The organism is Pseudomonas anuradhapurensis (assembly GCF_014269225.2).
Lineage (GTDB): Bacteria > Pseudomonadota > Gammaproteobacteria > Pseudomonadales > Pseudomonadaceae > Aquipseudomonas > Aquipseudomonas anuradhapurensis.
Genome location: NZ_CP077097.1, coordinates 1 through 22,372 on the forward strand (window position 1 = coordinate 1; position 22,372 = coordinate 22,372).

General features: G+C 59.5%; 19 protein-coding genes. 9 read left to right on the forward strand and 10 right to left on the reverse strand.

Going from position 1 to position 22,372, the window contains the following annotated elements:
- The 4 genes from dnaA to gyrB are packed head-to-tail and all read left to right on the forward strand — an operon-like array spanning nt 1 to nt 6,227.
- Nucleotides 1–1,539 (forward strand): chromosomal replication initiator protein DnaA, encoded by a 1,539-nt coding sequence (gene dnaA / locus HU763_RS00005; RefSeq protein ID WP_186683927.1) that lies wholly within the window; start codon nt 1–3, stop codon nt 1,537–1,539.
- Between the two features lie 40 nt (nt 1,540–1,579).
- Nucleotides 1,580–2,683, forward strand: a complete 1,104-nt coding sequence (gene dnaN / locus HU763_RS00010) for a DNA polymerase III subunit beta (RefSeq protein WP_186683926.1) — start codon at nt 1,580–1,582, stop codon at nt 2,681–2,683.
- Nucleotides 2,684–2,698: 15 nt separating this feature from the next.
- Nucleotides 2,699–3,802 (forward strand): DNA replication/repair protein RecF, encoded by a 1,104-nt coding sequence (recF, locus tag HU763_RS00015; protein WP_170027527.1) that lies wholly within the window; start codon nt 2,699–2,701, stop codon nt 3,800–3,802.
- Nucleotides 3,803–3,806: 4 nt separating this feature from the next.
- Nucleotides 3,807–6,227, forward strand: coding sequence for a DNA topoisomerase (ATP-hydrolyzing) subunit B (gyrB, locus tag HU763_RS00020; protein ID WP_170027529.1), 2,421 nt, complete (start codon nt 3,807–3,809; stop codon nt 6,225–6,227).
- Between the two features lie 282 nt (nt 6,228–6,509).
- Here gyrB and HU763_RS00025 read toward each other — a convergent pair whose 3' ends face one another.
- The 8 genes from HU763_RS00025 to HU763_RS00060 form a co-directional block, all read right to left on the reverse strand.
- The gene (locus HU763_RS00025; RefSeq protein ID WP_186683924.1) at nt 6,510–7,664 is read right to left on the reverse strand and encodes a glutathionylspermidine synthase family protein; all 1,155 of its coding nucleotides are present in this window, start codon (nt 7,662–7,664) and stop codon (nt 6,510–6,512) included.
- Nucleotides 7,665–7,673: 9 nt separating this feature from the next.
- Nucleotides 7,674–8,387: a DUF1190 domain-containing protein gene (locus HU763_RS00030; RefSeq protein WP_170027533.1), complete on the reverse strand. Its 714-nt coding sequence runs from the start codon at nt 8,385–8,387 to the stop codon at nt 7,674–7,676.
- Between the two features lie 14 nt (nt 8,388–8,401).
- The gene (locus tag HU763_RS00035; RefSeq protein ID WP_186683922.1) at nt 8,402–8,830 is read right to left on the reverse strand and encodes a DUF350 domain-containing protein; all 429 of its coding nucleotides are present in this window, start codon (nt 8,828–8,830) and stop codon (nt 8,402–8,404) included.
- Between the two features lie 10 nt (nt 8,831–8,840).
- Nucleotides 8,841–9,497, reverse strand: coding sequence for a DUF2491 family protein (locus HU763_RS00040; RefSeq protein WP_186683920.1), 657 nt, complete (start codon nt 9,495–9,497; stop codon nt 8,841–8,843).
- Nucleotides 9,497–10,522 (reverse strand): ion channel, encoded by a 1,026-nt coding sequence (locus HU763_RS00045; protein ID WP_186683918.1) that lies wholly within the window; start codon nt 10,520–10,522, stop codon nt 9,497–9,499. The genes HU763_RS00040 and HU763_RS00045 overlap by 1 nt, the downstream gene beginning before the upstream one ends.
- 440 nt (nt 10,523–10,962) lie before the next feature.
- The gene (locus HU763_RS00050; RefSeq protein WP_170027541.1) at nt 10,963–11,667 is read right to left on the reverse strand and encodes a PspA/IM30 family protein; all 705 of its coding nucleotides are present in this window, start codon (nt 11,665–11,667) and stop codon (nt 10,963–10,965) included.
- Between the two features lie 15 nt (nt 11,668–11,682).
- Entirely contained in the window at nt 11,683–12,132 is a 450-nt protein-coding gene (locus HU763_RS00055) for a YjfI family protein (protein ID WP_225931910.1), read from the reverse strand.
- A gap of 161 nt (nt 12,133–12,293) precedes the next feature.
- Complete coding sequence (locus HU763_RS00060) at nt 12,294–13,586, reverse strand: sigma-54 interaction domain-containing protein (RefSeq protein WP_186683916.1); 1,293 nt, start codon at nt 13,584–13,586, stop codon at nt 12,294–12,296.
- A gap of 223 nt (nt 13,587–13,809) precedes the next feature.
- Between HU763_RS00060 and HU763_RS00065 the strand changes: the two genes are divergently transcribed.
- From HU763_RS00065 to HU763_RS00075, 3 genes are read left to right on the forward strand one after another with little or no spacing between them, the layout of a single operon-like run.
- Nucleotides 13,810–14,694 (forward strand): MBL fold metallo-hydrolase, encoded by an 885-nt coding sequence (locus tag HU763_RS00065; protein WP_186683915.1) that lies wholly within the window; start codon nt 13,810–13,812, stop codon nt 14,692–14,694.
- Nucleotides 14,695–14,733: 39 nt separating this feature from the next.
- Complete coding sequence (locus tag HU763_RS00070) at nt 14,734–16,005, forward strand: NAD(P)/FAD-dependent oxidoreductase (protein WP_186683914.1); 1,272 nt, start codon at nt 14,734–14,736, stop codon at nt 16,003–16,005.
- Complete coding sequence (locus HU763_RS00075) at nt 16,002–16,820, forward strand: sulfite exporter TauE/SafE family protein (protein WP_186683913.1); 819 nt, start codon at nt 16,002–16,004, stop codon at nt 16,818–16,820. The genes HU763_RS00070 and HU763_RS00075 overlap by 4 nt, the downstream gene beginning before the upstream one ends.
- Here HU763_RS00075 and HU763_RS00080 read toward each other — a convergent pair.
- Nucleotides 16,809–17,696 (reverse strand): LysR family transcriptional regulator, encoded by an 888-nt coding sequence (locus HU763_RS00080; RefSeq protein WP_170027552.1) that lies wholly within the window; start codon nt 17,694–17,696, stop codon nt 16,809–16,811. The genes HU763_RS00075 and HU763_RS00080 overlap by 12 nt on opposite strands.
- A gap of 292 nt (nt 17,697–17,988) precedes the next feature.
- Between HU763_RS00080 and HU763_RS00085 the strand changes: the two genes are divergently transcribed.
- Together HU763_RS00085 and HU763_RS00090 are read left to right on the forward strand one after the other, a co-directional pair.
- A complete protein-coding gene (locus tag HU763_RS00085; RefSeq protein WP_186683912.1) occupies nt 17,989–19,635 on the forward strand; it encodes a GMC family oxidoreductase in 1,647 nt (548 codons plus the stop codon).
- A gap of 99 nt (nt 19,636–19,734) precedes the next feature.
- On the forward strand, nt 19,735–21,354 hold the full coding sequence (locus tag HU763_RS00090; protein ID WP_186683910.1) for an MFS transporter: 1,620 nt from the start codon (nt 19,735–19,737) through the stop codon (nt 21,352–21,354).
- Nucleotides 21,355–21,556: 202 nt separating this feature from the next.
- Here HU763_RS00090 and HU763_RS00095 read toward each other — a convergent pair whose 3' ends face one another.
- Nucleotides 21,557–22,342, reverse strand: coding sequence for a lysophospholipid acyltransferase family protein (locus HU763_RS00095; RefSeq protein ID WP_170027558.1), 786 nt, complete (start codon nt 22,340–22,342; stop codon nt 21,557–21,559).
- Nucleotides 22,343–22,372: the final 30 nt, after the last annotated feature.

Genomic DNA, 22,372 nt, shown 5'->3' on the forward strand with positions numbered 1-22,372 from the left:
GTGTCAGTGGAACTTTGGCAGCAGTGCGTGGAGCTTCTGCGCGATGAACTGCCTGCCCAGCAATTCAACACCTGGATCCGTCCGCTACAGGTCGAAGCCGAAGGCGACGAGTTGCGCGTCTATGCGCCTAACCGTTTCGTTCTCGATTGGGTCAATGAAAAGTACCTGGGGCGCTTGCTCGAACTGTTGGGCGAAAACGGCAGCGGCATCGCGCCTGCCCTTTCCTTGTTGATCGGCAGCCGCCGCAGCTCGGCACCACGTGCTGCACCTAACGCGCCAGTGAGTGCTGCGGTTGCGGCATCGCTGGCCAATACCCAGGCACAGAGCCAGACCCAGAAGGCAGTGCCGGCAGCGGTCGAACCGGTTGCAGTGGCAGCGGCTGAGCCTGTGCTGGTCGATGAGTTGGCCGAACCGTCCTTGCGTGACAGCTTCGATTCCATGGCCGAACCGGCTTCGCAGTCAGCCGCCAGCACCCGGACCGAACAACGTACCGTGCAGGTCGAAGGCGCGCTCAAGCACACCAGCTACCTGAATCGCACCTTTACCTTCGACACGTTCGTCGAAGGTAAGTCGAACCAGCTGGCGCGAGCTGCTGCCTGGCAGGTGGCCGACAACCCCAAGCATGGCTACAACCCGCTCTTCCTTTATGGGGGCGTGGGCCTGGGTAAGACCCACCTCATGCATGCTGTGGGTAACCACCTGTTGAAAAAGAACCCGAACGCCAAGGTCGTGTACCTGCATTCGGAGCGTTTCGTCGCGGATATGGTCAAGGCACTGCAGCTCAACGCCATCAACGAATTCAAGCGCTTCTACCGCTCGGTGGACGCGTTACTGATCGACGATATCCAGTTCTTTGCCCGGAAAGAGCGCTCGCAGGAAGAGTTTTTCCACACCTTCAACGCCCTGCTCGAGGGTGGTCAGCAGGTCATTCTTACCTCTGACCGCTACCCCAAGGAGATCGAAGGCCTGGAAGAACGCCTGAAATCGCGCTTCGGTTGGGGCCTGACGGTGGCAGTCGAGCCACCCGAGCTGGAAACCCGCGTGGCGATCCTGATGAAGAAAGCCGACCAGGCCAAGGTCGAGCTGCCGCATGACGCCGCGTTCTTCATTGCCCAGCGTATTCGCTCCAACGTCCGTGAGCTGGAAGGCGCATTGAAACGGGTGATCGCTCACTCGCACTTCATGGGCCGCGACATCACCATCGAATTGATTCGTGAATCGCTCAAGGACTTGCTGGCGCTGCAGGACAAGCTGGTCAGTGTGGATAACATTCAGCGTACCGTCGCCGAGTACTACAAGATCAAGATCTCCGATCTGTTGTCCAAGCGGCGTTCGCGTTCTGTCGCGCGTCCGCGCCAGGTGGCCATGGCACTGTCCAAGGAGCTGACCAACCACAGTCTGCCCGAAATCGGCGACATGTTCGGTGGTCGCGACCATACGACCGTGCTGCACGCCTGCCGCAAGATCAATGAACTGAAGGAATCCGACGCGGACATCCGCGAGGACTACAAGAACCTGCTGCGGACGCTGACGACCTGATGGCCGTCTGCGCAGCTAATTGAAGGCAAGGGACTAGACCATGCATTTCACCATTCAACGCGAAGCCCTGTTGAAACCCCTGCAACTGGTCGCCGGTGTCGTCGAGCGCCGTCAGACCTTGCCGGTGCTGTCCAACGTATTGCTGGTCGTTCAAGGCCAGCAACTGTCGTTGACCGGTACCGACCTGGAAGTCGAACTGGTAGGCCGCGTGCAACTGGAAGAGCCAGCCGAGCCTGGCGAAATCACTGTTCCAGCTCGCAAGCTGATGGACATCTGCAAAAGCCTGCCGAACGACGCCCTGATCGATATCAAGGTTGACGAGCAGAAACTGTTGGTCAAGGCCGGCCGCAGCCGCTTTACCCTGTCGACTCTGCCAGCCAATGACTTCCCGACCGTCGAAGAAGGCCCGGGCTCGCTGACCTGCAACCTGGAACAAAGCAAACTGCGCCGCCTGATCGAACGCACCAGCTTCGCCATGGCCCAGCAGGATGTGCGCTACTACCTCAACGGCATGCTGCTGGAAGTGTCCCGCAATACTCTGCGTGCAGTGTCGACCGACGGCCACCGCCTGGCGCTGTGCTCCATGAGCGCGCCGATCAAGCAGGATGAGCGCCATCAGGTGATCGTGCCGCGTAAAGGTATCCTCGAGCTGGCACGCCTGCTCACCGATCCGGAAGGTATGGTCAGCATCGTCCTCGGCCAACACCACATTCGTGCCACCACCGGTGAATTCACCTTCACCTCCAAACTGGTGGACGGCAAGTTCCCGGACTACGAGCGGGTTCTGCCAAAAGGCGGTGACAAGCTTGTGGTCGGTGACCGCCAGGCGTTGCGCGAAGCGTTTAGCCGTACTGCGATTCTTTCCAACGAAAAGTACCGCGGTATTCGCCTGCAGCTGGCAGCTGGTCAGTTGAAAATCCAGGCCAACAACCCTGAGCAGGAAGAAGCTGAAGAAGAAATCAGCGTGGACTACGACGGTAGCTCGCTGGAAATCGGCTTTAACGTCAGCTACTTGCTGGATGTGCTGGGCGTAATGACTACCGAGCAAGTTCGTCTGATCCTGTCCGACTCCAACAGCAGTGCGCTGCTGCAGGAAGCGGGTAACGACGATTCTTCCTACGTTGTCATGCCGATGCGCCTGTAACCCGTAGCAGGCGAAATGTCCCTTCGACGTATCATGGTCACCGCGGTGCGCAACTTGCACCCGGTGACACTCTTACCCTCTCCCCGCATCAACATCCTTTACGGCGCCAACGGTAGCGGCAAGACCAGTGTGCTCGAAGCTGTGCACCTGCTCGGGCTGGCGCGCTCTTTCCGCAGTACCCGCTTGAACCCGGTCATTCAATACGAACAGCCTGCCTGTACCGTATTTGGTGAAGTGCAATTGGCCGAGGGCGGCAGCAGCAACCTGGGCGTATCTCGGGAGCGGCAAGGGGAGTTCACTATTCGTATCGATGGGCAGAATGCACGCAGCGCAGCACAGTTGGCTGAATTGCTGCCGCTTCAGCTCATTAATCCGGACAGCTTCCGCTTGCTGGAAGGTGCCCCGAAGATTCGGCGGCAGTTTCTGGATTGGGGAGTGTTCCACGTGGAACCTCGTTTCCTGCCAGCTTGGCAGCGGCTGCAGAAGGCGCTGCGGCAGCGGAACTCATGGTTGCGTCATGGTACACTTGACCCAGCTTCGCAAGCCGCCTGGGATCGGGAGTTGTGCCTGGCCAGCGCGGAAATAGATGAATACCGTCGCAACTACATCAAGGCCTTGAAGCCCGTCTTCGAGCGAACCCTGAGCGAACTGGTCGAGCTGGACGGGTTGACCCTGAGCTACTACCGAGGCTGGGATAAGGACCGGGAACTGCAAGAAGTACTCGCCTCCTCTCTCCTTCGCGATCAGCAGATGGGCCACACCCAGGCCGGTCCGCAGCGCGCTGATCTGCGTCTTCGTCTGGCTGCCAACAACGCAGCCGACATTCTGTCGCGTGGTCAGCAAAAGCTGGTGGTGTGTGCCTTGCGCATTGCCCAAGGCCACCTCGTTAGTCAGGCTCGCCGCGGTCACTGTATTTATCTCGTGGATGACTTGCCGTCCGAACTGGATGACCAGCATCGCCGCGCGCTGTGCCGCTTGCTTGAAGAATTACGCTGCCAGGTGTTCATCACCTGTGTAGATCACGAATTACTGAGGGAAGGCTGGCAGACGGAAACGCCAGTTGCTTTGTTCCACGTGGAACAAGGCCGTATCACCCAGACCCACGACCATCGGGAGTGAAGGCATGAGCGAAAATCAAACGTACGACTCCTCCAGCATCAAGGTGCTGAAAGGTTTGGATGCCGTACGCAAGCGTCCCGGCATGTACATTGGCGACACCGATGATGGTAGCGGCCTGCACCACATGGTCTTCGAGGTGGTCGACAACTCCATCGACGAAGCCCTCGCCGGTCACTGCGACGACATCACCGTCATTATCCACCCGGACGAATCCATCAGTGTGCGCGACAACGGTCGCGGCATTCCGGTCGACGTGCATAAGGAAGAAGGCGTTTCCGCAGCTGAAGTCATCATGACCGTACTGCACGCCGGCGGTAAGTTCGACGATAACTCCTACAAGGTATCCGGTGGCTTGCACGGCGTAGGTGTTTCCGTGGTGAACGCCCTGTCCGAGAAACTGGTACTGACTGTTCGCCGTAGCGGCAAGATCTGGGAGCAGACCTACGTCCATGGCGTTCCCCAGGCTCCTATGGCGGTGGTTGGCGACAGCGAAACCACGGGTACCCACATCCACTTCAAGCCGTCGGCCGAAACCTTCAAGAATATTCACTTCAGCTGGGACATCCTGGCCAAGCGTATCCGTGAGTTGTCGTTCCTCAACTCGGGCGTGGGCATCCTGCTGAAGGATGAGCGCAGCGGCAAGGAAGAGTTCTTCAAGTACGAAGGCGGCCTGCGTGCATTCGTCGAATACCTGAACACCAACAAGACCCCGGTGAACTCGCAGGTGTTCCACTTCAATGTCCAGCGCGATGATGGCGTAGGCGTGGAAGTTGCCCTGCAGTGGAATGACAGCTTCAACGAAAACCTGCTGTGCTTCACCAACAACATTCCTCAGCGTGACGGTGGTACGCACCTGGTGGGCTTCCGTTCCTCTCTGACTCGTAGCCTTAACAGCTACATCGAGCAGGAAGGCCTGGCCAAGAAGAACAAGGTGGCAACCACTGGCGATGACGCTCGTGAGGGCCTGACCGCGATCATCTCGGTGAAGGTACCGGACCCGAAGTTCAGCTCGCAGACCAAGGACAAGCTGGTCTCCTCGGAGGTTAAAACCGCCGTGGAACAGGAGATGAACAAGTACTTCGCCGACTTCCTCCTGGAAAACCCGAACGAGGCCAAGGCCGTCGTTGGCAAGATGATCGACGCGGCGCGAGCGCGCGAAGCTGCCCGTAAAGCCCGCGAAATGACTCGCCGCAAAGGGGCGCTGGATATCGCCGGCCTGCCGGGCAAACTGGCGGACTGCCAGGAGAAGGACCCTGCCCTTTCCGAACTGTACCTGGTGGAGGGTGACTCTGCGGGTGGTTCGGCCAAGCAGGGCCGCAACCGTCGTACCCAGGCGATCCTGCCTTTGAAGGGCAAGATCCTCAACGTCGAGAAAGCACGCTTCGACAAGATGATCTCGTCCCAGGAAGTTGGCACGCTGATCACTGCGCTGGGCTGTGGTATCGGCCGCGAAGAGTACAACATCGACAAGCTGCGCTATCACAACATCATCATCATGACCGATGCTGACGTTGACGGTTCGCACATCCGTACCCTGTTGCTGACCTTCTTCTTCCGTCAGTTGCCGGAGCTGGTCGAGCGTGGCTACATCTACATTGCCCAGCCGCCGCTGTACAAAGTGAAGAAGGGCAAGCAGGAGCAGTACATCAAGGACGACGAGGCCATGGAAGAGTACATGACCCAGTCGGCCCTGGAAGATGCCAGCCTGCACCTGGACGAGTCGGCGCCAGCGGTTTCCGGTGTGCAACTGGAAGCGCTGGTCAACGAATTCCGTAGCGTCATGAAGACCCTCAAGCGTCTGTCGCGCCTGTACCCGGAAGAGCTGACCGAGCACTTCATCTACTTGCCGGAGGTGACCCTTGAGCAGTTGGGTGACCACGCGGTGATGCAAGCCTGGCTGGCCAAGTTCCAGGAGCGTCTAAGCAACAGCCAGAAGTCTGGCCTGGTTTACAAAGCCAGCCTGCGTGAGGACAAGGAACGCAATGTTTGGCTGCCCGAGGTGGAAATCACCTCTCACGGCTTGGCCAGCTACGTCACCTTCAACCGCGACTTCTTCGGCAGCAATGACTACCGGACCGTGGTCAACATCGGTGCCAAGCTGTCCAGCCTGTTGGGTGAAGGCGCCTACGTGCAGCGTGGTGAGCGCCGCAAAGCGATCGTCGAATTCAAGGAAGGCCTGGACTGGCTGATGAACGAGACCACCAAGCGCCATACCATCCAGCGATATAAAGGGTTGGGTGAGATGAACCCGGACCAGCTTTGGGAAACCACCATGGATCCGGCTGTTCGTCGCATGCTCAAGGTGACCATCGAAGACGCCATCGCTGCCGACCAGATCTTCAACACCCTGATGGGCGATGCGGTCGAGCCGCGTCGTGACTTCATCGAAAGCAATGCACTGTCGGTATCGAACCTGGATTTCTGATAAGGATGCAGGTTCACAAAATAGTTGCACGTTTTCTCGAATAGTTGACCGGCCGGGCTCCAAGCCCGGTCCGCGTCGGCCCCACTCAAGCCCGCCTTTCGCGGGCTTTTTTTTTCTTGGAGTTCTTTCCGGAGTTGCCCGCCCTGCTCGATCGAGCAGGGATGGAACCGGAAATGGGTTGAGGCAGGTTGTGGGCGAGCCGGAAAGGAGCACCCGCGGATTACCCAGTACTCGCCTTTGCCAACCCTCGTTGGCAAATCGCAACTTTGGGTGAGTTGCGGATCAGTCGAGGATGAGGTGGGGAAGGAAACGGCTACTGTCTTTTGTCACGAGTGAGTCATCCTCGCGGATACCGATTCCTGCAGCGTTGTCGCCAATGACCCAGGATCCGATTAGGGTGTAGCTGTCGCCAAACTTCGGAAGCGGGGCACATTCCTGCAGGATGTATGGAGCATCTGTGTAAGGGCCATCCACTTTCACAAGCTGCTCGTCCGCAGTGTGAAGCTCGATGTTGGCTCCCTCCCTGGAGAAAAATGGTTTTCTGACCCACCCCTTGGGTACCTGTCTGCCAGGTTCACCATCAAAGAAGGTGGGGAGCAGGTTGGGATGTCCTTTGTTGAACTCCCAAAGCAGCGGCAGAGCCCCCTTGTTAGAGAGTACGGCCTTCCACATGGGCTCAAAGAATTGGGTATCCGAGCTGGCAACTAACGGCCCGAATTCCTCGTGCATGATGAACTCCCAGGCATGAAGCTTGAACAGGTGAGGAATCCAATTATCTTGCTGGTCCACGAACCTCTGACCGTTGTACCCGATGTCCTCGAGATAGATGTGGTGAGTCTGGATGCCTGCCTTCTCAGCGATCATGCGCAGGTAGTCGGTAGTTCCCTTGTCCTCTTCGGATCCTGTGATTGAGGCGAAGTAGAACGGGCGATCGATCTGAAGCTCACAGAACACTTGAGTGAGCTGATCCTCGATACTGTTGAACTGATCGGCATGACTCGGGAGCATGCCCATCTGAATGCACTGATCCAGCCAGTCCCATTGTTGGGCTGAGCCCTCATACAAGCTGGTCGGGGTGTCGTAGTTTAGTTCCAGCAACTTGGCCGGGCCCTTGCCGTTGTACGAGAAGTCCATGCGCCCATATAGGTGCGGATGACCTTCCTTCCAAGATTCGCGGATCGCATCAAAATACGCTGGAGGGATGCTCAGCCTAGACAGCAATTCTTCACTGTCCACGACACGAGATACCAAGTCCATACACATCTGGTGAAGCTCGGCAGTCGGGTCCTCAAGGTCGTTTTCGATCTGAGAGAGCGTGAACTGGTAGTAGGCGCTTTCGTCCCAATACCGCTCCCCATCAATCGTGTGGAACTTGAACCCGAACGATTCTGCCCGAGACTGCCAGTTGGGTCGTTCATTGATCGCGATCCGTTTCATCTTGCTTCCTTAGCCGCCGAAACTGCCGCCCCAACCACTACGGGCCGAAGCTGATTTGCCGAAACCACCGCGGGAGGTGGTACTACTTACCGCGATCGGCTTGGTGTTAATGGATGGTTTGAGTCCGGATTTGCTGCTGGATACGTAGCTGGCGCCACGCTTGACCTGGGTCGAATTACTGAAGTTGGTACCAGACTTGATCCGACTTGCAAGGGTCGAGGTCGAATAGCTGTCACGGTCAGAGCGGTACCGGTACACCGGCTCCGAGTAGTAGCGCCCGTTATTGCTCGACAGCATGTTGCCGATCAGCATACCCAAGACAACATCGTTCAGCCCGCTGGTACCAGCGCCACCTGAACCTGCACTTGCATGCGCTGCGTTCAGTTGCGCCTCGGACACAGTGCCATCGGCAGTCAGCGCAAAGCCGGAAAGCGGAGGAGTGAACTTGCCGTCTGAATTGGCCTTGCAGTAGTTCTCGATGAAATCGGCGTCGCATTCAGCCTGGCTGTTGTATGTCGGCGCAATGCGCCGGTGTTCGGCCATGGCCGCCATGTAGGCCTCAGAGCAGATATCCACCGGGACTTTCTGGTCGACGCACTGTTGGACCGTGTCAAATTTGAAGGTCTTGCTGACTTGATAGTTGGGTTCTTTTGGCTGGCACCCAGTGATGGCCACCGCCACAGCTGCAGAGAGCGACAGCTGTACGCACTTACTTCGCTTCATGGAGTCCCTCCAGCTCAGTTGGTAGAAGGAGTCATGCAGGCTGCGTTCAACAGACCCACACTGATCGCGATGGCTGCCACATAGATGCCTGCCGCAACTTCACCCTTGTGGATACGCTCCGACAGCCCTTTGAGAATCAAGTGCACACCGTAGAACGCCAATAGCTGAACGAAGCCAGCAATAACAGCCCAGACCAAAAAGTCCAGAATGCTGACCGAGAAGGAGATCACACTGCTTACCGGGAGGGCGAAGCCGATCACAGCGCCGGCCAGCGCAATCGCGGCGGCAGTGTTCCCCTCTCGGATGAGCTGGAATTCTTTGTGCGGGGTAAGGCGTATGTAGATGAACTGGAACAGCGCCAGCAGGACCAAGGCCCCGATGATGTAGAGGACGAAGCCGATCACGGCCGGTGCATTCAAAGACATTTTCAGTGCTTCAAGCATGGAGTGTTCCTTACGTGCTTTGTAGGTCAGACGAGAAAAGGTTTACGCCCAGCGAAGTTGTAACGCAGACAGCCCCCTGTTCGGACTCCTCAACCGAGAAGAGCAGCAGCTCCTTCCGATCAGTGAGGCCGATGTCACGCGAGTACAGCATCGAGCGATGCTGGACTTCGTAGGACTCATTTGGGTTGGCCACTCGCTCGACAAGGTCGACCAACTCGGTCTGACCTTCGGAGCTGCCCCACTCCCGGTAATACGCATGACCATCGTGCATGTAGACCGGCATGCCGATTTTGCTTGCGGGCCCTGCAATGGCGGCTAACTCACCTTGGCTATGGATGAACTTGCAATCGATGTAGTTGAACAGCACCAGCGCATCGACTTGTCCATCGCGTTTGCCGGATGTCAGTACCTGGATCCAGAAGTCCTCATCGTCGAGGTAGATGCGGGTCAGCCAGCTGGATTGACCAAGCTCTATAACACCCTCTGCGAAGGCGTTTTGCGCTGTCGGTAGCATCACCTTGGTGGCCCCCTCAAACAGCAAGCTCAGACCGGGATCAATTGAGACCATCGCGCCCTGCCCAAGGCCAAGTGGCCCCTTTGGCAAAGGCGCGGTGTTCGTACTAGGCGTTGGCGATTCGAGGCCGAGAAGCCGCTTGAAGAAGCTCATCAGATGTCACCAGCGATGCGTTTGTTGGCGATATAGAAGATCTCTCCTGCACACACCTGGGTATCGGAGGGAGGATTGATCAGGAGCCTGTCCTCGCCTTCAGCCTTGTAGGCAATGACGGTTGCGTTGTGACGATCTTTCATGGAAGCGAAAAGCTCGCCAAATGACCACTGGATGCCAGGGTTGAGCGTTGCACGGTATTGGGTGGCGCCGCTTCCCACAGTGAGCAGTTCGGTGATGAGCTCGGAGGAGCCAGGGTCTTGGGAGGAGCGCACCAGCATCTCGACAGACATACTGGACGTGCACTCCAGACCGGGCGCATAGCTTCGAGCCAAGTCAGCCTTTTGAGAATCACTGAAGTGGGCCACAACGTGGCCTCGAGGTTGAAGTTTATGCACGGCCAAGACTACGGCCAGCGTCTGGTCATCAGTTTCTGTTCGGATCAGAACGCGCTCCGCCGTCGACACTCCGGCACGGGCCAGCAAGCAGGGCGAACTCAGATTTTCACCACGAACAAAGGACGCCCTCCCTCCCATTGGATTCTCGTCCAGGCCGGTTGCGCAGATGACTATCAGGTGATCGTTGGATACATCGTCCTGATGCAGCAGGTTGATGATTTCTTCACTGCTCTGCCCAAGCCATCCGATCAGGACGGTGTGGCCGGACTGTTTTTCGAAACTGCCGTTTCCCTTCACTTGGCGCCTCCAGAGTTCGATTATGGAGTTGGTCGTTTTGCCAATGACGGCCGTCAGCAGTGCGATGCCGCCGACCATCATCCAGATGGCAACAAAGATCCTGCCAGCCGGACCTTGAGGGGAAAGATCCCCATAGCCCACCGTCATGGCAGTCGTGATGTAGAAGTAGAAGAAGGTCGTCGGATCTCCGACGAGGTGTTTCTCGCCTGCGTACCACAGGCCAATGTACGCAACGGCGAAGTGGACTAGAACTGCCAGCACGAGCGCCATCCACGTGAATCTGACGAGCACGGTAGCTGCAACCTGCCGAAGAAGCAGAAAGATCGACATAGGCCAATATCCGTAATTTGAAATTTGAGTTTCGAGACGCCAACCCGGAACCTTGCAGATGCAATGAGATTCAGCGAGCTCTATCAGCGCCTCTTTCGGTACGGGTTTTGAGGACCAATGCTTCTACAGTTGCATAGCGTCCGATGCCATACCCGAGTATCACCATCGAGAGAACTGCATAGGGGATGGCGTTAGAAAGCACATGACCAAACGGGCCATGCAGGAAGGGAGACAGGAAAACCCCGGCTACACCTCCTGCGCTTCGCGGCTGTAGGCCAAACGCACCCAGAGGGAATCCGAGGAGAGCGTTACCGAGTTGTAACGCGAGCATAACCACGAGTAGCGCAGCGACGATGCGCAAGGCTTTTCCATTTGCCAAGGACGTTTCCTTCTAGCGAGACTCGCTGGCCGGGATAACCCGGCCGGCGACCGACACCTGGTTACTGCTGAGCTGAGCCTTTCAAACGGGCCAGTACAGACTGGGCACTGTTCTCGTCGGCGATGATGTTGGCCTCCCGCAGACGCTTGTCCAGATCACTGCCATCGGCATGAGCCGCGAGCTCTTCATGCGCATTGAGGGTCGCCTCGCGCTCATCTTGGCGCTGCTTGAGACGGTTGAGGGTCATAACTGCGGTTTCCAGCTTGCCATTTGCCTGGCCGCTGGACAGGGTAGCGCTGACCTGGGCCTTCTGCACGGTTTCGCGGGCCTTGGCCATGTCCACCTGCGTACGCAAACCATTGATCCGGGACTGTGCCTTCTCGATGTCAGAACGCATCCGGGCGATGCCACCCTGCAGCTGCTGGTGCGCTTCGCGCTTGAGCTGGAGCTTGCCCTCGATCTCGCCGATTCGGCCAGCGATTTCCAGGGCTAGGTCTTCACGATTTGCAGCCAGGGACTTCTTAGCCTTTTCTTCCAGGTCACCGATCGTGCACTGCAGCTCGGCAAGCTCTTTGGATGCCAGCTTCTCCTTACCCATCAGAGTCGCCAGTTCGTTCTGAGCACTGCGGATAGCTGAGTCTGCGTCACGGATCTCTTGATCCAGAATGGTAATGGCCTGCCTGTCGGCGATGGCCTCGCCGATTTCGGTACCCTTACCACGCAGTGCGGTCAGTAGCTTGCGCCAGAGCGATTGATTGTTATCCATGGTTGTCCCGGTCCGTTATTGGCTGAAGAAGGATTCGAAAGCGATGACTGCTCTCTGGACGTTCTCAGCCAGGGTCAATATTTCGGTGACGACGTTCGCCAGCGAGGAATCAGCGGTCAAGGCGCCGAACATGTTGTAGGCCGTCTCACCGTTTGGCATGGTTTCGATACCGATGCTGGACAGCGGGAACATCTCCCGACTGCGCAGTACCGCGTCATTGAAGGCGCCCACATCAGTGATATCTTCGGCTTCGATCAGCAACGTGTCGACGATGATCTGTTCACCAGCAACCACGATGAATACAGGTAAACCTCCGAATTCATGCAGGTCGACCTTGATAGCTTGCTCAGCGCCCTCGATGAGTGCCAACGAGGCGCTACCCAGCACGGAGTCGCGCTCATTAGTCGCCAAGGCGTTGAGTGCATCGAAAAGGCGCTTGGTGTTCCAGGTGTTTCCTTCCGTCATGAATGACTCCATCTTGAACTTGCCAGCTATCAGCGGCTGGCGAAGACGCCGAACCGGAGGATTCGCTTTAGGCATAACCCCTCCCGTGTGATGCTTACATATACCACTGAATTGAAGTCAATATATCGCCTGCGAGAGTACCCTGTAGAACTCGCCATTGTTCAATTCAGGCCGAGCTCCTTCAAGCGGCGGTACAGCGTGCGTTCGCTCAAGCCGAGGTGACGGGCCAGTTCACTGCGCGACCCCTTGAAGTGTTCCAGCGCCTGCGCCAGCTCACCCAGGTGATTGCGCCGGCCGCTGCCCAAGACTGCTGCAGTTGGCCCTATGTCCTCGGGTAGATGTTCCGGCTGGATCAGCCCGTCATCGGCAAACAACCGCGCCCGTTCAAGGATGTTGCGCAGCTCGCGGATATTACCCGGGAACGGATGCAGCCGAAGCTGCTGCAAGGCATCGTCGCTCAGCGTGGGTGTCGGTTTGCCAGCCATGCGCTGAAGCAGGCTCTGCGCGAGCAGAGGCAGGTCCTCCACTCGCTCGCGCAAGGCCGGCAGGCGGATCGGGAAGCCGCTGATGCGGTAGTACAGGTCTTCGCGGAAGCTGCCGTCTGCAACCATTTGCCTGAGCGGTTTGTGGGTGGCCGACACCAGGCGGAAATCCGAATGCACCGTGCGCAGGCTACCCACCGGGCGGAAACTGCCAGACTCGATCAGGCGCAGCAGCTTCACCTGCATCGCCAGCGGCACTTCACCAATTTCATCTAGGAACAGGGTTCCGCCATGGGCAGCTTCCGCAAGGCCGATCTTGCGCTGGTTGGCGCCGGTGAACGCCCCCTTCTCGTAGCCGAACAACTCGCTCTCGAACAGTGATTCAGTCAGGCCGGTACAGTCGACCACCACCAATGGCCCATTCGCCCTGGGGCTGCCCATGTGCACCGCGCGGGCAAACAGTTCCTTGCCGGTACCCGACTCACCTTGCAGCAACACCGGAATCTGCGCCGGCGCTGCCCGTTGCAGGCTGGCCAGGGCAGCCTTGAATGCAGGGGCGCGCCCCACCAGCCCTTGTTCCTGTGGCTGTGCCGAGGCCAGGGTAATGCTGGTCAGGCGTTCGACGAAGGCCACTACCCTGCCCTGTTCATCCAGGATCGGACGTAACTCGACATCCACATGCTCGGGCCCGCGTGGCGTGTGATGAATGTGCAAGACCCGCTCTGGCTGCTTGCTGTGCCATGCCTTGCGCATCGGGCAATGCTCGCCGGCCTGGTCACAAGGCACGGCATAGTGATGCGAGACCTTATGGCACTTTTCACCCAGCGGCGCCTGGTCGTGGTGGCCGAACTGGCGGCGATAGGCGGCATTGGCGGCTAGGATGTTGTAGTCGGTGTCCAGCACGATGGTTGGCAGGGCATCGTGCTCGAGATAGGAAACCAGGGCGAGGATGAGCGGGTGGGTTTCAGGCATGGGGACACCGGTAGGTTTACCGGCGCAGGGTAACAAGGACTGCCAAATACTGCCATTGGCTGACAGTCGACTGCCAGCCCGTGCTGCCAGTAGCAGTAAGCGCTGTCAGTAACAAGCCGATTTCATTGGTCTGCTCGTAGGAAAATGCCTGGCATGCATCTTGATAAAGCTCCTTTCACTGCCTACGCCTGTACAAGGCTGGGCGGAAAATTTGGAGAACGTGATGATCATCGGCAACAACCTGCACGTGGACGCCTTCTATGACCAGGCGACCTCGACCATCAGCTACCTGGTCATGGACCGTGAAACGCGCCAGTGCGCATTGATCGACAGTGTGCTGGACTACGACCCGAAGTCCGGACGCACCTGCACCGCTTCGGCAGACCGCCTGGTCCAGCGCGTGGCCGAGCTTGAAGCCAGCGTGCAATGGATACTGGAAACCCATGTACACGCCGACCACCTTTCGGCAGCGGCTTACCTGAAGGCGAAACTGGGTGGCCACACCGGCATCGGCGCACACATCACCCAGGTGCAGAAAGTGTTTGGTGCGTTGTTCAACGCCGAGCCTGGCTTCGCTCGCGATGGCAGCCAGTTCGATGCGTTGTTCGAGGACGAAGAAGGCTTTCGCATCGGCAACCTGCATGCCCGTGCCTTGCACACCCCAGGGCACACTCCCGCGTGCATGAGCTTCATGATCGAGGACGCAGGCGAGATCGCCGTGTTTGTCGGCGATACGCTGTTCATGCCCGACTACGGCACCGCTCGTTGTGACTTCCCTGGGGCCGATGCGCGCACCCTGTACCGCTCGATCCGCCGCCTGCTGGCCTTCCCTGACCAGACGCTGCTGTTCATGTGCCATGACTACCTGCCCGGTGGCCGCGACATGCAATACGTCACCACGGTGGCCGAGCAACGCGCCAGCAATATCCACATCCACCAAGGGGTCGACGAGGACAGCTTTGTCGCCATGCGCGAAGCCCGTGACAAGACCCTCGATATGCCGGTGCTGATCCTGCCGTCGGTGCAGGTGAACATGCGCAGCGGCCAGTTGCCCGCGCCAGAAGAGAACGGTGTCAGCTACCTGAAGATTCCGCTGAACACGCTGTAACCGCCCTGCCCCATAACCAGATTTCCAGGATTTACCGCCATGCCTGCCTTGTTGTCCCCTGCCAATAGCAACCACCACACCGTGGTCATCGTCGGTGCCGGTGCCGCCGGTATTGCCACTGCCTCCAGCCTGATCAGCCGTGACCCGTCGCTGGACGTGGCGTTGATCGACCCTGCCGAGGTGCATTACTACCAGCCCGGCTGGACCATGGTCGGTGGCGGTGTGTTCACCGCACCGAGCACGGCCCGCACCATGGCCTCGACCATTCCGCGCGGTGTGCGCTGGATAAAGGCGCGGGTGCAAGGCTTCGACCCGCACGGCCAACAGGTCATCCTCGACGATGGGCGCGCCATCGGTTACCAACAGCTGGTGGTTTGCCCTGGGCTCAAGCTGGACTGGGCTGCCATTGAGGGGCTCAGCGAAACCCTGGGGCGCAATGGCGTCACTTCGAACTATCGCTATGACCTGGCGCCCTATACCTGGGAGCTGGTGCAGAAGCTCAAGCAAGGCCGCGCCCTGTTCTGTCAGCCGCCCATGCCGATCAAATGCGCGGGCGCTCCGCAGAAGGCGCTTTACCTGTCTTGCGACCACTGGCTGCGCCATGGCCGGCTGGGTGCAGTGAAAGCCAGTTTCTTCAATGCCGGTGCGGTGTTGTTCGGCGTGCCGGACTACGTACCCGCGCTGATGAAGTACATCGAAAAGTACGCGGTGGACCTCAACTTTGCTCACCGCCTGGTCGCCGTGGATGGCGCCAACAAGCGCGCCACCTTTGTGCGGACCATGGCTGATGGCAGCAGTGAAACCCGCACCGAGGCTTTCGACATGCTGCATGTGGTGCCGCCACAAGTGGCGCCGGATTTCATCCGCGAAAGCCCCTTGGCCGACGCTGCCGGTTGGGTTGATGTCGACCCGTACACCCTGCGCCATCGCCAGTTCGCCAATGTCCATGCCCTGGGTGACGTGGCCAACACCAGCAATGCCAAGACCGCTGCGGCTACTCGCAAGCAGGCCCCGGTAGTGGCCAACAACGTGCTGGTGGCACTGGGCAGGCTGCCAACCCTGGCCCGCTACGACGGGTATGGCTCCTGCCCGCTTACCGTTGAGCGCGGCAAGATTGTCCTCGCGGAGTTCTGCTATGGCGGCAAGCTGGCGCCGAGTTTCCCCAGCTGGTTGCTGGATGGCCGCAAGCCGACGCGCCTGGCCTGGTTGCTCAAGGCGCAAGTGCTGCCACCTTTGTACTGGCAAGGCATGCTCAAGGGACGCGAGTGGTTGGCGCGGCCGCAGCCGCTGGTAGCCGAGGGTGGCCAGTGATCGAACATCAACTGTTGGGTGCTGGCCTGGGGGCAATCATTGGCGCCGTACTGGCGTTGACCGGTGCCGGGGGTGGCATCCTGGCAGTGCCATTGCTGGTGTTCGGCCTCGGGCTGTCCATGGTCGAGGCGGCACCGGTTGGCCTGCTGGCCGTCGGCCTGGCGGCGGCAGTGGGGGCTGTGCTGGGCTTGCGCCAGGGCCTGGTGCGCTACCGGGCGGCATTGTTCATCGCCTTGGTGGGTGTGGCCACGGCGCCGTTCGGGCTGATGCTGGCGCACCGCGTGCCCAATTCACCCTTGCAGTTGCTATTCGCCGGGGTACTGGTATACGCGTGCCTGCGTATCTGGCGCAAGGCGGCCAAGGAATTGCGTGGCGAAGCCAATGACGCCCATCGCTACATCGAACCCTGTGTGCTCAACCCGCTGCAGGGGCGTTTGCGCTGGACGCTGCCCTGCGCGCGCGCCCTGGCGTTCACCGGGGCATTGTCCGGCCTGCTGTCCGGGCTGCTCGGTGTGGGCGGTGGCTTTGTCATCATCCCGGCGCTGAACCGCTATACCAACCTGCGCATGGCCAGCATCGTCTCCACCTCATTGGCGGTGATTGCCCTGGTGTCTACCGGCAGTGTGGTCAGTGCCAGCCTGGCCGGGGTCATGCACTGGCAGGTCGGTGCGCCGTTTGCCATTGGCGCGGTGCTCGGCTTGCTGCTGGCGCGGCCTTTGGCGGCCAGGCTGGCCGGGCCGCGTTTGCAGCAGATGTTCGCTGTGGCGGGGTGGGTGGCAGCGGCGCTGCTTGCCGGCAAGGCGCTACTGGGCTAGCAGTTCGCTCTGTTCAGCCGCACACAGCGCCAGCAGGTAGTCCCATACGACCCGCAGGCGCACCGACTTGTGCAGCTCGCGACGGGTGCAGATCCAGTAGCTGCGCTGGATGGTCTCGCCAGGCAGTACGCGCACCAGTGTCGGGTCGTGGCGGGCCATGTAGTTGGGCAGTACGGCGATGCCCAGCCCGGCGCGGGCGGCGGCCTGCTGAGCGATCACGCTAGTGCTGCGGAATACCACGTTGGGTGTGCGGCAGAAGCTGTTGAGAAACAACAGCTCCTGGCTGAACAGCAAGTCGTCGACGTAGCCGATCCAGCTGTGCCGGGCCAGGTCCTCGCGGTTGCGCAACGCAGGCGCACGGTCCAGGTAAGCCTGGCTGGCGTACAGGGCCAGGCGATAGTCGGTGAGCTTGCGGGTAATCAGCAGATCGGCGTTGGGGCGCTCCAGGTGGATGCTGATCTCTGCTTCGCGGTTGAGAATGCTGACGAAGCGCGGCACTGCCACCAATTCCACTTCTAGGCCGGGGTAGCGTTCGAACAAGGCATTCATGCGCGGGGTGAAGAACATGATGCCGATGCCTTCGGTTACCCCAAGGCGAATCTTGCCCAGCGGGGTGATGGCCTGGGTGATTTCTTCCTGCGCCAGCAGGGCGACATTTTCCATGGCCTCGGCGTGTTTGAGCAGGGCCTGGCCCGAAGGGGTAAGTTCGTAACCTTGGGCATGCTGCACGAAGAGCGCGGTGCCCAGGCTCTGCTCGATGTTTTCGATATGCCGGGCGACGGTGCTGTGGGTGGTGTTGAGGCGCTTGGCGGCGGTTAGCAGGCGGCCGCTGCGCTGCAACTCGAGGAAAAACCGCAGATCGTTCCAGTCGAACATGCTAGTCCCTATGCCCCAGGCGCGTACTTTTGTAGGAGCGGCCTTGTGTCGCGATGGGGGGCGCAGCGGCCCTGGGAGAGCACATGCGGTCATCGAGATGGACCGGTTTGCTGTACTCGGGGCCGCTGCGCGCCCCATCGCGAAACAAGGCCGCTCCTACAGTAACGCACCGTTGCGGTGATGGTCGCTGTGCCAAAACGCACAGCGGCTGCGCGAAATCTCGTGTTTCCTCCACGAAATTACTCACTAAGATGGACCGGGACAAGAATAATAAACAGGCGCGAGGTTGCACATGCCATCAGCCGATTCTGTCTTCGACTACGTGGTTGTGGGTGCCGGCCCTGCCGGATGCCTGCTGGCCAATCGTTTATCCGCCGACCCGTCCTGCCGCGTCCTGCTGCTGGAAGCCGGTGGCCGCGACAACTATCCGTGGATTCACATCCCTGTCGGTTACCTCTACTGCATTGGCAACCCGCGCACCGACTGGTGCTTCAGGACCGAGGCACAGCCCGGCCTGGGCGGCCGCGCGTTGGGTTACCCGCGAGGCAAGGTGCTGGGCGGCTGTTCCTCGATCAACGGCATGATCTACATGCGCGGCCAGGCGGCGGACTATGACCGTTGGGCCGAGCAAGGCAATGACGGCTGGGCCTGGAAGGATGTTCTGCCGCTGTTCAAGGCCAGCGAGAGCCACTTTGCCGGTGCCAGCGAATACCATGGCGGTGACGGCGAATGGCGGGTTGAACGCCAGCGCTACAGTTGGCCGATCCTCGACGCCTTTCGCGATGCTGCCGAGCAGAGTGGCATCGGCAAGGTCGACGACTTCAATACCGGCGATAACCAAGGCTGTGGATATTTTCAGGTCAACCAGCGCAGCGGTGTGCGTTGGAACGCCTCCAAGGCTTTCCTGCGGCCAATCAGGAAGCGCCCCAACCTCACGGTGCTGACCGGTGTCCAGGTTGACCAGGTGCTTCTCAACAACACCCGTGCGCGTGCTGTGAAAGCGCTGTGGCAAGGCGCCTGGCACGAATTTGTAGCTCGTCGCGAGATCGTGCTGTGCGCGGGGGCGGTGGGTTCGCCGGGCATCCTGCAGCGTTCCGGCATCGGCCCGCGCCCGCTGCTGGAACGTCTGGGCATTGGCGTGCGTCACGACATGCCAGGTGTGGGGGGCAACCTGCAGGACCACCTGCAACTGCGGCTGATCTATCAGGTCCGCAATACCCGCACCCTGAACCAGATGGCTAACAGCCTGTTGGGCAAGATGGGCATGGGCCTGCGCTATCTCTACGACCGCAGCGGCCCGCTGGCGATGGCCCCGAGCCAGCTGGGCGCGTTCGTACGCTCTGGCCCGGAGCAGACTACCGCCAACCTGCAGTATCACGTGCAGCCGCTGTCACTCGAGCGCTTCGGCGAGCCACTGCACGGGTTTCCGGCCTTTACCGCATCGGTGTGCAACCTGCGCCCGGCCAGCCGCGGGCGTATCGATATCCGCAGTGCCGACATGAGCAGCACGCCGCTGATCGACCCCAACTACCTCAGCGCCGCCGAGGACCTGCGCGTTGCCGCCGATGCCATTCGCCTTACCCGGCGTATCGTCCAGGCCCCTGCCCTCGCCGCCTTCGAGCCCAGGGAATATCTGCCCGGCCCAGCCTTGCAAAGTGAGCAAGAGCTGTTCGAAGCCGCGGGCAAGATCGGCACGACCATCTTCCACCCGGTCGGCACCTGCCGCATGGGCAACGGCGCGATGAACGTTGTGGATAACCAGCTGCGGGTACATGGCATCCCCGGCCTGCGTGTCGCCGATGCATCGATCATGCCGTATATCACTTCCGGTAATACCTGTTCACCCACCCTGATGATCGCTGAAAAGGCGGCGCAACTGATCCTCAAAGGAGCGGCTACCCAGACCTGTCTGAACGAAGACGCGATACCGACGCCCTGACCCGGGTGCGTGCAAGTGAACGGCGGCTTGCGGTCAGAAGCCGTCGACAGTGGAACAACAACAATAATCACTGTGGCCTTAGGGCCGAGGACAGCAACGATGTCGGATTTCATCCAAGAGCAGAGTGCGGCGGCCAGCAGCCCAAGCCGTCGTGAAGAGCGCAAGATCATTTTTGCGTCATCCCTCGGGACGGTGTTCGAGTGGTATGACTTTTTTCTCTATGGCGCGCTGGCAGCGGTCATCAGCAAGCAGTTCTTTGCTGGGGTGAACGACACCACCGCGTTCATCTTTGCCCTGATGGCCTTTGCTGCGGGATTCCTGGTGCGGCCGTTCGGTGCATTGGTGTTCGGCCGTCTGGGTGACATGATCGGGCGCAAGTACACCTTCCTGGTCACCATCGTGCTGATGGGCCTGTCCACCTTCGCCGTCGGGCTATTGCCCACCTACGCCAGCATCGGCATTGCCGCACCGATCATCCTCGTGGTTCTGCGCATGCTGCAGGGGCTGGCGTTGGGCGGTGAGTACGGTGGAGCGGCCACTTACGTGGCCGAACATGCACCGCCTGGCAAGCGCGGCTTCCATACCGGTTTCATCCAGTCCACCGCCACGCTCGGCCTGTTGCTGTCGCTGGTGGTCGTGCTGGGCAGCCGCTATATCAGTGGCGACCAGTTCGAGACCTGGGGCTGGCGCCTGCCGTTCCTGTTGTCGATCGTGCTGCTGGCCATTTCCACCTGGATCCGCATGAGCATGCATGAGTCGCCGGCCTTTGTGAAAATGAAGGCCCAGGGCAAGGTCAGCAAATCGCCGATTCGTGAGTCGTTCACCTCCTGGCCGAACCTCAAGGTGGTGCTTACCGCCTTGTTCAGCATCAACGCCGGGCAGGCTGTGACCTTCTACACGGCGCAGTTCTATGTGCTGTTCTTCATGACCCAGATGCTGAAGATGGACCCGGCCCAGGCCAATACCCTGTTGATCATCAGCGTGGTGATCGGGGCACCGTTCTTCGTGTTCTTCGGCTGGTTGTCCGACCGTGTTGGCCGCAAGCCGATCCTGATGCTTGGGCTGCTGCTGGCGACCGTACTTTACTTCCCGCTGTTCAAGGCGTTGAGCCATTACGCCAACCCTCAGATCGACACCGCCAGCCGCCAGGCACCGATTGTGGTCACTGCCGATCCGCAAGGCTGCACCTTCCAGTTCGACCCGGTGGGCAAGGCGCGTTTCGACAGCCCGTGTGACAAGGTCAAGACCTTCCTGGTCAAGCAGGGCCTGCCATACAGCTCGGTCGATGTAGCCGGCAGCGAGGTGGTGGTGAACATCGGTGACAAGACCATCAACGGCTTTGACGAAGCGGCCATGCGCGCTGCTGTGGAGCAGGCCGGGTACCCGGCCAAGGCTGACCCGTCACAGGTCAACCAGGTGATGGTGGTGGTGCTGATCGTGGCAATGATCCTGATCGCGACCATGACCTATGGCCCGCTGGCGGCGGTGATGGTCGAACTGTTCCCGACCCGTATCCGCTACACCTCGATGTCGCTGCCCTACCACATCGGTAATGGCTGGTTCGGGGGCTTCCTGCCGACGGTGTCGTTCGCGCTGGTGGTGTATACCGGGGACATCTTCTATGGGCTGTGGTACCCGGTGCTGGTGACGGGGATCAGCCTGGTGGTGGGAATCTTCTGCCTGAAAGAAACCAAGGATGTGGATATCGACAAGGTCTGACGTTAACGTGGGCCTGCTCTAAGCACACCTGATTCACCTATAAAAAAACCGGCGGTAAAAGCCGGTTTTTTTATGCTTCTGAAAAAACTTATGCACGATTTTCAGAAAAACGTCATACAGAAAAATAAGTAGCTAATTCAACGTGTTAGCGCATACTTCGAGCATTTCATCCAAAAATTGCACACAAGTTATCCACAGATGATCAGGCCATTTGTTCCTGAGGGGTTTCCTCTGCTGGAGGCAGCGAACCCATGGCCCGCTGGGTCGCTTCATTCCATGCTGCGGCGCGGTCGTTGAGTTCGGCGATTGCACGTGGCCCAGTGCCGTTGGCGTACATCGGTTCGCCAATGACCACCTCGATCGTGCCTGCGCGTTTGCCCCAACCGGTCTTTGGCCAGAATTTGCCAGCGTTGTGCGCGATCGGCAGCACCGGCAGCCCGGCATTTACCGCCAAGGCAGTACCGCCACGGGAGAACTTGCCGATGGTGCCGAACGGTACGCGGGTGCCTTCCGGGAAGATCAGCACCCAGATTTTCTGCTTGAGCAGTTCATCACCTTTGCTCGCTACCTGGCGCAGGGCTTCCTTGGGGTTGTCGCGGTTGATCGCGATCGGCCGCAGCATGGCCATGGCCCAACCGAAGAACGGCACGTACAACAGCTCGCGCTTGAGCACCTGGCTCAACGGCGAGAAATACTGGGAAAGGAAGAACGTTTCCCAGGTGCTCTGGTGGTTGGACAGGATCACGCAGGGCTCATTCGGCACGTTTTCGGCACCGGTGATCTTGTAATCGATGCCCAGGATGGTACGCACCAGGAACAAGGCACAGCGGCACCAGTACACATTGATGAACCTGTAGCGCTTGGGGAAGGACAGGAACGGCGCGACGAAGAAGCTCAGCGAGCACCACAGCAGCGAACTGGTGCCCAGCAGCAGGTAAAAAAGAAAGATTCTGATCGCCTGCAGGATCGACATAGTGGCTTGTACCATTGCGGGGCATGCCCGCCTGAGAAAAATGCG

Coding starts and splice junctions, on each gene's coding strand:
- HU763_RS00085 (WP_186683912.1), top strand. CDS start 17,989: ATGCCATCAGCCGATTCTGTCTTCGACTACGTGGTTGTGGGTGCCGGC.
- HU763_RS00045 (WP_186683918.1), bottom strand. CDS start 10,522: ATGTCGATCTTTCTGCTTCTTCGGCAGGTTGCAGCTACCGTGCTCGTC.
- HU763_RS00090 (WP_186683910.1), top strand. CDS start 19,735: ATGTCGGATTTCATCCAAGAGCAGAGTGCGGCGGCCAGCAGCCCAAGC.
- HU763_RS00025 (WP_186683924.1), bottom strand. CDS start 7,664: ATGAAACGGATCGCGATCAATGAACGACCCAACTGGCAGTCTCGGGCA.
- gyrB (WP_170027529.1), top strand. CDS start 3,807: ATGAGCGAAAATCAAACGTACGACTCCTCCAGCATCAAGGTGCTGAAA.
- HU763_RS00050 (WP_170027541.1), bottom strand. CDS start 11,667: ATGGATAACAATCAATCGCTCTGGCGCAAGCTACTGACCGCACTGCGT.
- recF (WP_170027527.1), top strand. CDS start 2,699: ATGTCCCTTCGACGTATCATGGTCACCGCGGTGCGCAACTTGCACCCG.
- HU763_RS00030 (WP_170027533.1), bottom strand. CDS start 8,387: ATGAAGCGAAGTAAGTGCGTACAGCTGTCGCTCTCTGCAGCTGTGGCG.
- HU763_RS00095 (WP_170027558.1), bottom strand. CDS start 22,342: ATGGTACAAGCCACTATGTCGATCCTGCAGGCGATCAGAATCTTTCTT.
- HU763_RS00060 (WP_186683916.1), bottom strand. CDS start 13,586: ATGCCTGAAACCCACCCGCTCATCCTCGCCCTGGTTTCCTATCTCGAG.
- HU763_RS00040 (WP_186683920.1), bottom strand. CDS start 9,497: ATGAGCTTCTTCAAGCGGCTTCTCGGCCTCGAATCGCCAACGCCTAGT.
- HU763_RS00080 (WP_170027552.1), bottom strand. CDS start 17,696: ATGTTCGACTGGAACGATCTGCGGTTTTTCCTCGAGTTGCAGCGCAGC.
- HU763_RS00065 (WP_186683915.1), top strand. CDS start 13,810: ATGATCATCGGCAACAACCTGCACGTGGACGCCTTCTATGACCAGGCG.
- dnaN (WP_186683926.1), top strand. CDS start 1,580: ATGCATTTCACCATTCAACGCGAAGCCCTGTTGAAACCCCTGCAACTG.
- HU763_RS00055 (WP_225931910.1), bottom strand. CDS start 12,132: ATGACGGAAGGAAACACCTGGAACACCAAGCGCCTTTTCGATGCACTC.
- HU763_RS00035 (WP_186683922.1), bottom strand. CDS start 8,830: ATGCTTGAAGCACTGAAAATGTCTTTGAATGCACCGGCCGTGATCGGC.
- HU763_RS00070 (WP_186683914.1), top strand. CDS start 14,734: ATGCCTGCCTTGTTGTCCCCTGCCAATAGCAACCACCACACCGTGGTC.